The 13,292-nt window shown below is 57.8% G+C and carries 13 protein-coding genes; 2 read left to right on the top strand and 11 right to left on the bottom strand.

The window, feature by feature from the left end; all coding sequences use genetic code 11:
- Positions 1–90 precede the first annotated feature (90 nt).
- On the bottom strand, positions 91–387 hold the full coding sequence (groES, locus tag BM477_RS07905) for a co-chaperone GroES (protein WP_075362127.1): 297 nt from the start codon (positions 385–387) through the stop codon (positions 91–93).
- A 197-nt stretch (positions 388–584) separates the two neighbouring features.
- Between groES and BM477_RS07900 the strand changes: the two genes are divergently transcribed.
- Positions 585–1,826 (top strand): class I SAM-dependent methyltransferase, encoded by a 1,242-nt coding sequence (locus BM477_RS07900; protein ID WP_075362126.1) that lies wholly within the window; start codon positions 585–587, stop codon positions 1,824–1,826.
- 77 nt (positions 1,827–1,903) lie between these two features.
- On the opposite strand, the gene tsaD is transcribed toward BM477_RS07900, so the two are convergent.
- From tsaD to BM477_RS07855, 9 genes are all read right to left on the bottom strand, one after another.
- Positions 1,904–2,956: a tRNA (adenosine(37)-N6)-threonylcarbamoyltransferase complex transferase subunit TsaD gene (tsaD, locus tag BM477_RS07895; RefSeq protein WP_075362125.1), complete on the bottom strand. Its 1,053-nt coding sequence runs from the start codon at positions 2,954–2,956 to the stop codon at positions 1,904–1,906.
- 119 nt (positions 2,957–3,075) lie between these two features.
- Positions 3,076–3,837, bottom strand: coding sequence for a succinate dehydrogenase/fumarate reductase iron-sulfur subunit (locus BM477_RS07890; RefSeq protein WP_075362124.1), 762 nt, complete (start codon positions 3,835–3,837; stop codon positions 3,076–3,078).
- Positions 3,834–5,807, bottom strand: coding sequence for a fumarate reductase/succinate dehydrogenase flavoprotein subunit (locus tag BM477_RS07885; RefSeq protein WP_075362123.1), 1,974 nt, complete (start codon positions 5,805–5,807; stop codon positions 3,834–3,836). Before BM477_RS07885 ends, BM477_RS07890 begins: the two co-directional genes overlap by 4 nt.
- Positions 5,807–6,535, bottom strand: a complete 729-nt coding sequence (locus tag BM477_RS07880) for a succinate dehydrogenase cytochrome b subunit (RefSeq protein ID WP_075362122.1) — start codon at positions 6,533–6,535, stop codon at positions 5,807–5,809. The genes BM477_RS07885 and BM477_RS07880 overlap by 1 nt, the downstream gene beginning before the upstream one ends.
- Positions 6,536–6,757: 222 nt before the next feature.
- The gene (rimI, locus tag BM477_RS07875) at positions 6,758–7,267 is read right to left on the bottom strand and encodes a ribosomal protein S18-alanine N-acetyltransferase (RefSeq protein WP_084543811.1); all 510 of its coding nucleotides are present in this window, start codon (positions 7,265–7,267) and stop codon (positions 6,758–6,760) included.
- 20 nt (positions 7,268–7,287) lie between these two features.
- A complete protein-coding gene (gene tsaB, locus BM477_RS07870) occupies positions 7,288–7,965 on the bottom strand; it encodes a tRNA (adenosine(37)-N6)-threonylcarbamoyltransferase complex dimerization subunit type 1 TsaB (protein WP_075362121.1) in 678 nt (225 codons plus the stop codon).
- On the bottom strand, positions 7,962–8,492 hold the full coding sequence (tsaE, locus tag BM477_RS07865) for a tRNA (adenosine(37)-N6)-threonylcarbamoyltransferase complex ATPase subunit type 1 TsaE (protein ID WP_075362129.1): 531 nt from the start codon (positions 8,490–8,492) through the stop codon (positions 7,962–7,964). The genes tsaB and tsaE overlap by 4 nt, the downstream gene beginning before the upstream one ends.
- Before the next feature lie 50 nt (positions 8,493–8,542).
- Positions 8,543–9,763 carry an alanine racemase gene (gene alr, locus BM477_RS07860; RefSeq protein WP_075362120.1) on the bottom strand — a complete coding sequence of 407 codons (1,221 nt, stop codon included), beginning with the start codon at positions 9,761–9,763 and terminating at the stop codon, positions 8,543–8,545.
- 5 nt (positions 9,764–9,768) lie between these two features.
- Positions 9,769–11,328, bottom strand: coding sequence for a bifunctional ADP-dependent NAD(P)H-hydrate dehydratase/NAD(P)H-hydrate epimerase (locus tag BM477_RS07855; protein WP_075362119.1), 1,560 nt, complete (start codon positions 11,326–11,328; stop codon positions 9,769–9,771).
- 77 nt (positions 11,329–11,405) lie between these two features.
- Between BM477_RS07855 and coaA the strand changes: the two genes are divergently transcribed.
- A complete protein-coding gene (gene coaA, locus BM477_RS07850) occupies positions 11,406–12,422 on the top strand; it encodes a type I pantothenate kinase (RefSeq protein ID WP_084543810.1) in 1,017 nt (338 codons plus the stop codon).
- A gap of 82 nt (positions 12,423–12,504) precedes the next feature.
- Here coaA and BM477_RS07845 read toward each other — a convergent pair whose 3' ends face one another.
- Positions 12,505–13,275: a DedA family protein gene (locus BM477_RS07845; RefSeq protein ID WP_084543809.1), complete on the bottom strand. Its 771-nt coding sequence runs from the start codon at positions 13,273–13,275 to the stop codon at positions 12,505–12,507.
- Positions 13,276–13,292 lie beyond the last annotated feature (17 nt).

Below are 13,292 nucleotides of genomic sequence, written 5' to 3'. Positions count from 1 at the left end.
GGTCGGTTCCAGTTGGAACCGACCCGCCCTCCTTAGTTACAGCTACCGGATTTCCGTAGAATCATCGATAGCTAGCGGAGTCTATTCTGTTCAGCGCTCGACTACAGCCAGCACGTCACGAGAAGAAAGAATCAAGAACTCTTCGCCAGCGTACTTTACTTCGGTACCGCCGAACTTGGAGTAGATGACCACGTCGCCCTCGGCAATATCCATCGGGATACGGTTACCCTGATCGTCAACTCGACCGGGGCCAACGGCGACAACCTGACCCTCCTGCGGCTTTTCCTTGGCCGTATCGGGAATAACGAGACCTGACGCGGTGGTGCGTTCGGCTTCGAGCTGTTTAATGACCACACGGTCTTCGAGCGGCTTAATGGTGACAGCCATATTGTTTCCTCACTAATAGTGTTGATTATGATCTGGAAATATCCGCCGTCGCGGGGGTCGGACACCTCCGTCGGCTAAATACCGACTGACATACATAAGATTATGCCGGCATTAGCACTCGCGCAAGATGAGTGCCAAAGTTCGCTACCAAGTCTCGCCAGCGGCGAATCTTTCCGCTCTTCCCGTAGAATACTGACATGACTTCGACCCCCCGCGCCTTACCTGTCGATTTCGACCCGCAGGTGCGCCAGCTCCTCTCCGAGCTCCCCGCAGAGATTAGCGACACCCTATCTCTGGGTGAGCAACTGCGGGCGCAAGGCTGGCTACCGGAGCAGATTTCTGCCGCTTTCACGCAACACCAGTTACGCCTCAAGGCTCGCAACAAGTTTGAGGACGAGGATGCCTCCCGAATGCTGTTCACCAATGATGGACTACAACAAGCTTCCCGTTGGGAAGTCAGCCGGCTCCACGCTAAGCGAATGCGTGAAGCGGGAATCAGCGCGGTAGCGGACTTAGGCTGCGGGATTGGGGCTGAGTCTTTGGCTTTTGCGCAGGCCGGCTTGACCGTCACCGCCGTGGAGATTGACCCTCTCACCGCCCGCTACGCAAAACATAATCTCTCCCCTTTCCCCAGCGCCCAGATACTCACAGCTGATGCCACTACCGTTGACCTCATCTCCCTCGGCGCCCAAGCCTTTTTCTCCGACCCGGCCCGGCGCCGAGGTGGACGCCGGTTGAAAGATCCGGAGAGCTGGCTCCCTCCACTCTCCACCGCGCTGGGCTGGGGGAAACAACTACCAGGCGGAATCAAGGTCGCGCCCGGCCTGCCCTATCAGCTAATTCCTGTAGACGGGCACGCACAGTTCACTTCGGTTGCTGGCGCTGTCGTGGAAGCCTGCCTTTGGCTGGGAACATTAGCTGGGAGGCCGGGCCGATCTGCCGTAATGATTCGTGACGGTAAAAAGTACACTCTCACGGATGAGACTTTAGACAATCCACACACTGTGATTCCCGCTCCCGTGGGAGAGCTGGGCTCCTATATTTATGAACCCGATGGGGCGATTGTACGGGCCGGTTTGCTCTCTGCTTTAGCGAAGCGTTTCGATTTGCGCCTGATCGACCCGCAGATCGCTTACCTGACTGGAGATGTGAACCCCCTCGAAATGCCACCAGCCAAGCGCACCCAGCTGCTGGCGTTCACTCAAGCTTTCGAGGTGATTGATACTGCACCGATCCATCGTAAGCACTTGGTAAAAGCAGTGCGGGCAGCCGATTTTAACTCTATCGAGATTCTAAGCCGTGGGATTGATCTGGATCCGGCGAAGCTCCGGACTCAACTAAAGCTCACCGGGAACCGGCGTGGCGCACTGTTACTAATGCGGCGCGACAACAATCGCAGGGCGATTCTTGGGCTACCAGTAATGGCGACTGGAGGCTAAAACGCTGAGCTTTCCAGCAAGACTGGAAAACTCATCCGTGCGTGCGTGCGGCGCAACAAACCCCGGCTCTGACGGCCTCAGATATGCGTCACCTCTAGCGGCATAGAAGAGTCCGGGGAGAAGCCCCAGTCAGACGGTTCCACGCCGGCCGCTACCAGGTTCGCGCCGAGCGCCGCGATCTGGGCTCCGTTATCGGTGCAGTAGCGTAGCGGAGGCATCCGCACAGTCAAGCCGGCTGCTGCAGCGCGTTCGGACAGCAGCTCACGCAGCCGCGAATTCGCGGAGAATCCGCCACCAATCACGATGGTGTCAATGTCATGATCCAAGCAGGCCTGCACGGTTTTAGCGGTCAAGGAATCGTTGACAGCCTCAGAGAAGGACGCGCAAATGTCATCCACCGGCAGCTCCATCCCCTGCTGGTTAAGCCCCTCAATATAGCGGGCCACAGAAGTTTTCAATCCGGAGAAGCTGAAATCGTAGCGGTGCTTTTCCTGATATTTAGGGGCAGACAAGCCACGCGGGAACTTGATGGCGTCGCACCGTCCGGCTTGTCCGTGCCGGTCCACATGCGGGCCACCCGGGTATGGCAAGCCGAGGAGGCGCCCCACCTTATCGAATGCTTCACCGGCAGCGTCGTCGAGGGTGCCGCCCAGTTCCACAATGTCGGTAGCAATATCGTTAACCAACAGCAGGTTGGAGTGTCCGCCAGAAACAATTAGGCCAATAAACCTGTCCGGGAAGGGGCCGTCAACTAGCTGATCTACAGCTAGGTGTCCGACCACATGGTTCACTCCGTAAAGAGGTTTACCCAATGCGGAAGCCAAGGTTTTAGCGCCGCAGTTACCTACTGTGAGCGATCCAATTAGGCCCGGGCCGGCGGAACAGGCGATGGCGTCAATCTCAGACAGTTCCACGCCGGCAGTTGCCAAGGCATCCTCAAGGGCCGGCAAGAAGGATTCGAGGTGGGCGCGGGAGGCAATCTCTGGAATGATGCCACCATAGCGGGCATGTTGATCCATGGAGGAAGCAGTCCGGTCTACAAGCAGTTCGTGGCCGCGCACTAGCGCAATGCCGGTCTCATCACAGGTGGATTCTACACCTAGCACTAGGGGCTGATCTTTTGGCTTCATATTCACGCCCCATATTCTACTCTGGTGGCCGGTTAATATAAAACTGTGGCCGCCACCTAGGGTGACGGCCACAGTTTTGAGTTTTTCAAATCGGCAGTTGATGCCGTTTGAGTTTCAGCTTAGACGCCCTTGAGGACGGCCTTACCGAGCTGACGGTTCATGAAGGCAATATTGTCCAAGGAGATACCCTTGGGGCAAACTGCGGCGCACTCACCAATGTTTGTGCAGGAGCCGAAGCCTTCCTCGTCATGCTGGTTCAGCATGGAAGTAACGCGGTCTAGGTTCTCCGGCTTACCCTGGGGAAGCAGGCCTAGGTGCGTCACCTTAGCTGAGGTGAACAGCATTGCGGAGCCGTTCGGGCAGGCTGCCACGCAAGCGCCACAACCGATACAGGCGGCCGCTTCGAAGGAACGGTCAGCATCATGCTTCGGGACGGGGGTGGCGTGAGCATCGGGGGCAGCACCGGTATTAACCGAGATGTAGCCGCCAGCCTGAACAATACGGTCCAGAGCGGAACGGTTCACCACGAGGTCCTTAATGATGGGGAATGCGGTTGAACGCCAAGGTTCAATCGTAATGGTGTCCCCGTCATTAAAGTGACGCATATGCACCTGGCAGGTGGTGGTGTTATCTTCCGCGCCGGAGCCTTCGTTGCCGTGTGCGATGCCGTTAATCACCAGACCACACTGACCACAGATGCCTTCGCGGCAGTCAGAGTCAAATGCGATTGGTTCTTCACCGCGGGCGAAGAGCTCTTCATTCAGCACATCAAGCATTTCGAGGAACGAAGAGTCCTCCGAGATACCGGTGAGCGTGTAATCGTGTAGTGCGCCTTGGTCTTCTGGTCCGTTTTGGCGCCAGACTCGCAGTGTGATGTTCACTTGTAGCTACGCTCCTTCAACTCGATGTTCTGGTAAACCAGATCTTCCTTATGCAAGATGGGCGGCTGGTCTTCTCCACCAAACTCCCATGCGGCTACATAAGTGAACTCTGCGTCGTTACGCTTCGCTTCGCCTTCCGGAGTCTGTGATTCCTCACGGAAGTGACCACCACAGGACTCACTCCGGTGAAGCGCGTCAACACACATGAGTTCTCCCAGTTCCATGAAGTCGGCAACGCGGCCGGCCTTTTCCAGAGACTGGTTGAGCTCGCCAATGGACTTACCAGGAACGCGAACGTTCTGCCAGAAGTCCTTGCGGAGTTCACGGATTAGCTTGATGGCGTGACGCAACCCCTCTTCATTACGGGACATACCACAGTATTCCCACATGATGGAGCCCAGTTCCTTGTGGAAGGAATCCACGGAACGAGTGCCGTTCACTGACATGAGGCGGTCAATGCGGTCCTGAGCTTCCTGTAGAGCAGTGACCACTTCGGGGGCATCCTCGGACAGCTTGTCGAAGGGGCCACCAGCGAGGTAATCGTTAATGGTGTTCGGCAAGACGAAGTAGCCATCGGAGAGGCCCTGCATCAGAGCGGAAGCACCCAGGCGGTTAGCGCCGTGATCAGAGAAGTTAGCTTCACCGGTCACGTACAGGCCCGGAATGGAAGACTGCAGGTCGTAGTCAACCCAGAGGCCACCCATGGTGTAGTGCACTGCCGGGTAGATACGCATCGGTACTTCGTACGGATCGTCATCGGTAATGCGCTGGTACATGTCGAAAAGGTTGCCGTACTTAGCGGAGACCACGTCCTTGCCCATACGCTCAATCGCGTCAGCAAAGTCGAGGTAAACACCGCGGGCAACACCGTCGATCTTGGGGCCTACGCCGCGGCCTTCGTCGCAAACGTTCTTGGCGTTACGAGAAGCCACGTCACGGGGAACCAGGTTGCCGAAGGAGGGGTAAATCCGCTCCAAGTAGTAATCGCGGTCCTCTTCCGGAATGTCCCGGGGGTCCTTCTCGCAGTCTTCAGCCTTCTTGGGAACCCAGATACGGCCGTCGTTACGGAGGGACTCAGACATTAGCGTCAGCTTCGACTGCTGGTCACCGTGTTGTGGGATACAGGTCGGGTGAATCTGCGTGTAGCAGGGGTTGCCGAAGTATGCACCCTTGCGGTGTGCACGCCAAATGGCGGTGCCGTTACAGCCCATCGCGTTGGTGGAAAGGAAGAAGACGTTACCGTAACCGCCAGTCGCCAAAACGACTGCGTCAGCGGTGAAGGTCTTCAGCTCACCAGTGGACATATCGCGGGCGACGATGCCGCGTGCGCGACCATCGTGAACGATCAGCTCAACCATTTCATGGCGGGCGTATTCCTTCACGGTACCGGCGTTGACCTGGCGTTCCAGAGCCTGGTAGGCACCGATCAGCAGCTGCTGACCCGTCTGACCACGAGCGTAGAAAGTACGGGAGACCTGCACGCCACCGAAGGAACGGTTGTCGAGGAGGCCACCGTATTCACGAGCAAACGGAACACCCTGAGCGACACACTGGTCGATGATGGAGGCGGAAACCTCAGCCAAACGGTAGACGTTGGACTCACGGGAACGGTAGTCGCCACCCTTTACCGTGTCGTAGAACAGACGGTACACAGAGTCGTTATCGTTGCGGTAGTTCTTCGCCGCGTTAATACCACCCTGCGCCGCAATAGAGTGCGCACGACGAGCGGAATCTTGGTAGAAAAAGCAGTGTACGTTGTAGCCCATTTCGCCCAGTGAGGCGGCGGCAGCACCACCGGCCAGACCAGAACCGACAATGATGACTGAGAGCTTACGGCGGTTAGCCGGGTTCACCAGTTTGGCGTTGAACTTACGCTGTTCCCACACCTGAGCCAAAGGCACATCGGTAGGAGCCTTGGTATCTGCAATCTTCTCACCCTCAAAGTAGAGGTCCTGAATCAGTTCAGACATTAGTGAACACCTCCGGTGAACAACAGGTAGGTAGGCGGCGCCATGAAGACGACGAATACCAGCAGGCCAACGAGGCCAGAAATGATGACGACCACGGCCTTGGTGTTCTTCCGCAACCAGCCGAAGGACTGCAGGGCAGACCAAATGCCGTGAGAAATGTGCATGCACAGGGCAGCTACACCGATGGCGTAAACCAGGACCATGTACCAGTGAGCAAAGGTAGTCTGCATCATCAGGTAGGGAGCCTGGGAAACGCCGTCGATCTCACCGGCGGCGTACGCATTGGGGTCGCCAACCTGGATGGTCTTGGTCGTGAAGTGAAGTAGGTGGAAAATGATGAAGATCAGCAAGATAACGCCGCCCCAGCGCATGGTGCGTGCAGCATAGGCGTCAGCTGCGTTGCGCTTCATCATGTATCGGGAACCGCGGGCCCGCTTGGAGCGTTTCCAAGTGACAGCAGCCGCGTAGAGGTGAACCGCTAGGAACACGATCAATCCAACACGCAGGATCCAAAGCAGGCCTTCATAGGGCAGAATCGGCATAAACATGGTGCGCAGGTGATGCGCGTACTCGTTGTATGCTTCCGGCCCACCGAAAATCTTCAGGTTTCCATACGAGTGGAACAAAATAAACACAACGAAGAACAAGCCGGACACTGCCATGGCCTGCTTGAGGAATACCGTAGTGTTCCAGCTTCGCCGTTTCTGAGAAATGTTTTTCTTAACCACACTTATACGCTACCCCAGCTTTGCTGACACATGTGTGGTCAAATCTGTTAAAACTCTAGGAGAAACTCAGAAAACTGTCATTAAGCCGCTAAAATCCGCGATTTTTGCGACCCAAGTCCTGATTAATTTGCCCTTCAGACACGACGCTTTTCTGACACTCAAACAGGCAAATAAGTAAGTTTTACGAAACACCGTGATTTCTAAAAGACGTTTGTCCCAATTCTAGGAAGCGCAATCTGTTTCCAGGCGCATGATAATCGCATCCTCGGTGGGGTTGTGATAATAGCGCGGACGCCGGTCGATTTCGACAAATCCCAGTTTCCGATAGAGAGCCTGAGCCAGGTTGGAGGATTCCCGCACTTCCAAGAAAATCTCCGGACAATCAGATTCCCGTGCAGATTCAATCAAGGTGCGAGTCAGTGCCTCACCCAGTCCCAGTCCGCGCGCATGCGCTTCCACGCCCACGGTCATAATCTCTACCGCATCTCCCATTCGCATGGCACCGCCGTAACCGACGAGGGTGTCGTCAGGATCAAATACCCCCACATAGAAGCGGTAGGGTCCAGTCAGCTCTTCTCTGAGCATTTCAGAGCTCCACGCCTCGGTCGGGAAGACCGCCCGCTCAACCGCGATCACATCCATGAGATGGTCTTCCGTTAAAGGCACCAGCCGGTACCCTTCCGGAAGCGCGATTCCGTAGCCGGACGGCAAATCAGGCTGAGTGTCAGACATAGGGGCTCCTCAAGTTCAAATTATTTTTGCCCGGCCTTGGGCATATGTACGTCAGGTCGACGCAAATACAGGGGCTCTGTTCCCAACTCCAATTCCGGGTTGGCTACCAAGCGAGCAGAGACAATCCGGGCAGCCGCCGCCACATCAAGCTGGACTTCTCCCAGCCGATGCGAAAAAGCCTCCGCATAAAGGTCGGCTCCCGGACCGGCGGCGGGCACGCCCGCTTCCTCGGCGACAGCAGCCACCTCTGTAGCCGGGGCCACCAGATAGTCTCCCAGCAAACGAATATCATCCTCACCTACGGCGGTAAGGTGAGCGGCGTAGACCTCTTTACGCCGGGCATCCGAGCACGCCATAACTTCACCCGAGGAAACGTGGCCGAGGGCGCTGCGCCCCAAAATCTCCAGTGAAGATAAACCATACAGGGCCGCTCCCGTTGCTTTCGCAAGCACGCGAGCAGTAATCAAGCCAGCCCGCAACCCAGTGTAGGGGGCGGGGCCGCGTCCAACGACAACTACATTAAAGCGTCCCAGCAGCGGGCCGTTGTCGTTGACGCCGCAGACTTTCCGGATCATGCCGGCGAGGTGCTCCGCGTGAGCGCGCGGGTCAGCTGAATAGTCGCGAGCGAGAACTTCACCGTCTTCCACTAGGGCGACCGCTGAGCCAGCCGAAGTGTCAATACATAAAAATTTAGTCATGCTTTGTCCTCCTCGGCAATAGCCTCCGCGAGCGCTCGCAGCTCTCCCTCGTCCCAGCGGTCAGAGCAAGGCGTGAAGACGAGGGTGCGTTTCCCGTCATCCATCAGTTCCACGTTAATCGGCTCAGCGCCGGTAGTTTGCGCAGCATCGGTACCGTGGGCGCGAACCACTTGAACTTCCAAGCGATCTGGGCTGAGGCCTTCGGTTTTTCCTTCACCCCATTCGATCACGGTGACAGCCTCGGAGAGGGTCGAATCCAGATCGAGGGTTTCCAAATCGTCTAGGTCAGTGATGCGGTAGGCGTCCGCATGAATCAAGACGGGTCCGTTCGGGTTGGGGTGTTCGCGGGCAATGATGAAGGTCGGGGATGATACGCGTCCCCGCACGCCCATGCCTTCACCCAGCCCTTGCGTGAAAGTAGTCTTCCCGGCACCTAAATCGCCTGAAAGCATGATTAAATCACCGGGTCGCACCAGTTTCGCTAGTGCTTGACCAATCGCCCGAGTCTCATCCGCATCAGCGGTCATGATTTCAACCGGCACAAAGCCTCCACAAGGTCTTTCCAACGTAATGCCTTCTATTGTACGCCCGCAGGCTCTAAGACGCGGGGGATGCGCGCGCCCAGCCGGGTCATCACCTCATAGTTGATGGTGTCGCACCAGGCAGCCCAATCATCGGCGGTGGGCACGCTAACTTCCGCTTGCGGGTCAGGGGCGCCCAGTAGCGTCACCCAGTCGCCGCGGCGCGCGGTAGTAACCTCACCGAGGTCAATCATGAACTGGTCCATGCAAACCCTACCGACGAGGGGGACCCGCTGATCGCCGGTCTGCGTGTGCACCACAACTTCGGCCCGGTTGGAGGCCGCCCGCGGAATTCCATCCCCGTAGCCGAGGGGCACCAACCCAATCCACCTGTCGGTGGGGGCAACCCAGGTGGCGTTATAGGAAACCGCTGCGCCGGCTTTAATCCGCTTCACTGACAGGAGCGGGGCCTCTAAGGTCATGACCGGTTGCAAGGACAAACCATTGGTGGCGTCAGGGCGCTGCGGGTTCGGACTGTACCCGTACATGCCGATGCCCCAGCGGATCATGTCGTAGTGGCTTTCGGGATGCCATAGGCCGCCCGGGGTGGCGCTCAGGTGGCGGATCACGTCAGTGAAGCCGGCTTCTGCCGCCAAAGCGACTGCAGCTTCGAAGCGCCCAATCTGCTGTTTGGTTTGCTGCATTCCGATTGGTGAAGGATCATCCGCACAGGAAAGGTGCGACCAGATACCCGCCACTTGTAAGAGTCCCTGCTGCTGGTATGCGCGGGCTGCCGCCACTCCCTCGGGCCAAAGCGCAGCGGTGAAGCCGGCGCGAGAATGCCCCACATCGATTTTCAGGTGCACGCGGGGGCTCTGCCCGACACGCTTTCCGGCGTTGACGAGGGCGTCCAGCTCGGCCAGATTGGAAGCAGAAAGATCGATCTGCGCCGCCACCGCGCGATCCAAGATGGCGGTGGACAGTGGAGAAACAATCCAGCTAAAGATCCTGACCTTGTCACGTAACTGCGCGGCGACTAGATAGTCATGGAGGCTGAGGGCTTCCCCAACTTGGGCCTGCCCCAGCCAGTTAGCTCCCGCCGCAATAGCGGCCTGCGCGACGAGGGAGGCACCGTGCCCATAAGCGTCAGCTTTGATGATTGCCATCATCTGCCCGGTGGGGGCATGCTGCCTGAGAGTGCGTAGATTAGCGGCAATAGCTGCCCCGTTGATGCGCAGGCGGGAAGGATATTCAGCCTCGGTAACTAGATGACTCATGGATATTAGTTTCCCACGTTTACCGACTCAGAGTGCAATATAGTTGCCGCCATCGCACTGAGCGCCAAGGACTCATCAGCTGCGGCAATCCCGCAGCTACCCCGAATTGCGAGGATTGCACCCAGTATTCCGCTCAGGATATCTCCGGAGCCAGCCCGCGCCAGCAGCGGCGAACCCGGCGGCGCCGTATATGCCTGCCCGGCCGGGGTTAAAGCTACCGATTGATGCCCCTTCACCAACACCACAACGCCAGCCAGCTGGGCGATGCGCGCGCCCAGTTTAACCGGATTAGGCTCCCCGACTAGGCCGAGGGCGTCACCGATTCGGCGTAGTTCTCCCAGGTGTGGAGTAATCATAGTCGGGGCTGCCGCCATCGTTGCGGGGCTATCTTGGTAGAGGCGGGCGAAGAGGTCTAATGCGGAGGCGTCTAGGACCACTGCGACGCCCTCGGTCTGAGCGAACTTTAGGATCTCTCGCAGCTGGGAATAGCGCCCCTCCCCCACCCAGCCGGGCCCGCAGACCACGGCATCTGATTTCAGTAAGGCGGCGGAAAGATCCGCGGAAACCACGGTGCGCGGATAGCTGGCCACGACCAGTTGCTGCAGCGCCGGCGGGCCCACGTAACGGACCATGCCCGGGTGGACGGCAGTTAGGGCTGCCGCCCGCAGATCTGCAGAAAACGCCGTCTGCCCGTGCGCTCCCGAGGCGGCCAGCAGGGCTGCGCCCGGATAGTTTTCGCTGCCAGCTAGGATGGTTACCACTCCTCGGTTGTATTTATGCGACCAGGCGTCCGCTGGTGGCAGCAGATCCGGTAGGTCTTCCCTCCCCACTACAATGGTGCGGGCGGGCTGACCCAAGAGGTCAAAACCGAGGTCAAGTTCTTCGACTGTGCCGCACTGTAAACTGGCGGGCGGCAGCCACAGGGGGCTGCTGGCCCCGCCCATTGCGACTGTCACGTCAGCGGGGATTATCTCGGCGGGGAGCGCTCCCCAGGTGGTCTCTGTTTCGCTGACTACCGGAATGCCGGAGGGGATATCTACAGCGATGACCGTGGGCGGCTTGGGACTGGATTCGGCTTCTTCCCGCAGCAGTTTGATGACTTGCTGGAGCCGAGGGCGAAGCTGCCCCGTTAAACCAATCCCAGTGAGCGCATCAATCCAGATACCGGCGGAGCGGGCCAGGCTCAACAACCGCGCAGTCTCCGTCTCCGTGAGCGGCCGAGCGGAATCATCCTCGGCCCCGAAAAAGTGGATTCTCACCCCGGCAGCTTGCGCCGCAGCTAAAGCCCCGGCAGGGGGCCGAGGATGTAGCACCAGCGCTTGGGCGACGGCCCCACGGCGGGCGAGATACGCCAAAGCGTAGAGCCCGTCCGCACCGTTATTGCCGCCCCCAATCAGCCCAGCAATCACTGAGCCGGGCACGAAAAAACCGTCAGCTTTCAGATCGGCAATCGCAACCGCGGCGACTTTCCGGGCTGCCTGTTTCAGCAAAGCGTCGGGAGCGCAGTTAGCTAGCGCGCGCTGCTCGGCCGCCCGTAAGGTGGCGTAGTCGTAACCAAATCTCATGTTTTCATCATGCCATGTGATGCTTCAGATAGGAAGAAAATCAGCAATCTCTAATTGCGGTATGCAATAATCTCCCTATGACTTCTAGAACAGAACTCACCGAAGCTCTCCGCGCGCTGGGAGACGCGGAATCTCAACTCTTAGAAAGCCCCGGGGAGCATTCTCCCTATGAGTCGATTCCACGGGAAACCTGGTCCGCTCTGGCTTCTGAGACGCCACTGCCGCTCACCGCTAGTGAGGTTCAGCGTCTGGCCAGTTTGGGCGACCCGATTGATCTGTCTGAAGTGGATGCAATCTACCGTCCACTTTCGCGTCTGATTGAGCTTTCAGTGGAGCAGCAGCGGGTTTTGGCACAGTCACGCAGGGACTTCCTGCATCAGCCGGCGCAGCCCCAGCCGCCCTTCATTATTGGGATTGCTGGTTCCGTCGCGGTCGGTAAGTCTTCTATCGCCCGCGTGTTGCAGAACCTACTTTCACGTTTCCCAGATACCCCGAAGGTGGATCTGGTGACCACTGACGGTTTCTTGTACCCCACCGCAGAGTTGCAGCGCCGCGGACTGATGACTCGCAAGGGTTTCCCGGAGTCTTATGATCGGGAGGCTTTGATTAGTTTCTTGGCGCGGGTTAAATCCGGTGAACCGAGGGTGGAAGCCCCCGTCTATTCTCACGTGATTTACGATATTGTCCCCGATGAGAAAATCGTGGTGGAGCGTCCCGATATTTTGATTATTGAGGGCATTAACGTGCTGCAACCGCCCCGGGTTTCCTCTGAGGTGTATCATCCGGCGGTTTCAGTTTCTGACTACTTCGATTTCTCCATTTTCATTGACGCTAACCATGCGGATGTGGAGCAGTGGTATGTGGATCGTTTCTTGAAGCTGCGTGAGACCGCTTTCTCCGATCCGACCTCATACTTTAAGGATTATGCGAAGCTCTCCGATGAGGAGGCCATCGCGATCGCCCGCGAAATTTGGGTCAGCATTAACCTGGTAAACTTTGTGCAAAATATTCGCCCGACCCGCACCCGCGCGGACCTGATTATTTCGAAGGCCTCCGACCATCGGGTGACGGAAGTTCTGCTCCGTAAACTCTAAGCCCTTAAAGTAGGTGCCCAAGCAAATAAACTGCCCAAGCAAGCCTCCCGTTCCGGGTCTTGCTTGGGCAGTTCTTTGTTGCCTATTCTGGAGTTTTATTGGCAGTCTTTCCGGAGGACCCGGTCTCACTGTGCTCTAGCGGCTGGGTTGGGCCGGCGTCTCCCTCGTCCTCGGCCCCTTCTTCATCCTGGCTGGGAGCATTCGTAATCAAGGGGCTTTCCTCCGGGTTCGCATCAACCGGCAAACCTTTTCGGTCCAGGTACAGTCCAATGAGGCGGTCCACAATGGTGCCGAGGAGGATACCCGCCCCCACGCCCAGCACCATAGCCAGAAGCGGATGGTGTCCCAAGAACTTGCCTGCGGCCAAACCAATCAGCGTGCTGAATGAGGTCCAGGTGATATCCGCGAAAATCATGGTCGGAATGTAACGGCGGCGAGCATAATGCGAGGCCCCCGCCGTCATATTCACGGCAATCCGCCCAATCGGGATGAAGCGGGCAATCAGCAAGTAGGAGGCGCCGCGCCGGTTCAACGCGAGGCGCGCCCTCTCCAAACGCTCCGGAGTGGCGAAGTTACGAATCAACGGAATCTTTTCCACCGGAAGCCACCGCCCCACATGGTAGGCGCCAATATCGCCAATGAAAGCGCCCAAGCTGGCGGCGATAATGATGCTCCACAGCGGCACGGTCCGTCCGGTGTGGGACAGCGAGGAGAGCGCAATAATCAGGCTTTCAGAAGGCAGGATCGGCAAAAAACCGTCGATTAGGCAAAATAGAGCCAGAATCGGCAGAATCCAAAAACTGCCAGACCATTGTAACACCAGTTCCATGATGTGGTGCATGACGGGACCCAAAGCACGCTCCTTTAGGT

The sequence above is a fragment of the Boudabousia marimammalium genome (genome assembly GCF_001936115.1).
In the GTDB taxonomy this organism is placed as follows: domain Bacteria; phylum Actinomycetota; class Actinomycetes; order Actinomycetales; family Actinomycetaceae; genus Boudabousia; species Boudabousia marimammalium.
The sequence above is the reverse complement of the archived record's forward strand: the minus strand, read 5'-3'. Positions and strand labels throughout refer to the sequence as shown.

What these genes read in the sequence shown, in the direction of transcription:
- alr (WP_075362120.1), bottom strand. Translation starts at nt 9,763, where the DNA reads ATGAGTCATCTAGTTACCGAGGCTGAATATCCTTCCCGCCTGCGCATC.
- tsaE (WP_075362129.1), bottom strand. Translation starts at nt 8,492, where the DNA reads ATGACCGCTGATGCGGATGAGACTCGGGCGATTGGTCAAGCACTAGCG.
- BM477_RS07900 (WP_075362126.1), top strand. Translation starts at nt 585, where the DNA reads ATGACTTCGACCCCCCGCGCCTTACCTGTCGATTTCGACCCGCAGGTG.
- BM477_RS07885 (WP_075362123.1), bottom strand. Translation starts at nt 5,807, where the DNA reads ATGTCTGAACTGATTCAGGACCTCTACTTTGAGGGTGAGAAGATTGCA.
- tsaB (WP_075362121.1), bottom strand. Translation starts at nt 7,965, where the DNA reads ATGACTAAATTTTTATGTATTGACACTTCGGCTGGCTCAGCGGTCGCC.
- rimI (WP_084543811.1), bottom strand. Translation starts at nt 7,267, where the DNA reads ATGTCTGACACTCAGCCTGATTTGCCGTCCGGCTACGGAATCGCGCTT.
- groES (WP_075362127.1), bottom strand. Translation starts at nt 387, where the DNA reads ATGGCTGTCACCATTAAGCCGCTCGAAGACCGTGTGGTCATTAAACAG.
- coaA (WP_084543810.1), top strand. Translation starts at nt 11,406, where the DNA reads ATGACTTCTAGAACAGAACTCACCGAAGCTCTCCGCGCGCTGGGAGAC.
- BM477_RS07855 (WP_075362119.1), bottom strand. Translation starts at nt 11,328, where the DNA reads ATGAGATTTGGTTACGACTACGCCACCTTACGGGCGGCCGAGCAGCGC.
- tsaD (WP_075362125.1), bottom strand. Translation starts at nt 2,956, where the DNA reads ATGAAGCCAAAAGATCAGCCCCTAGTGCTAGGTGTAGAATCCACCTGT.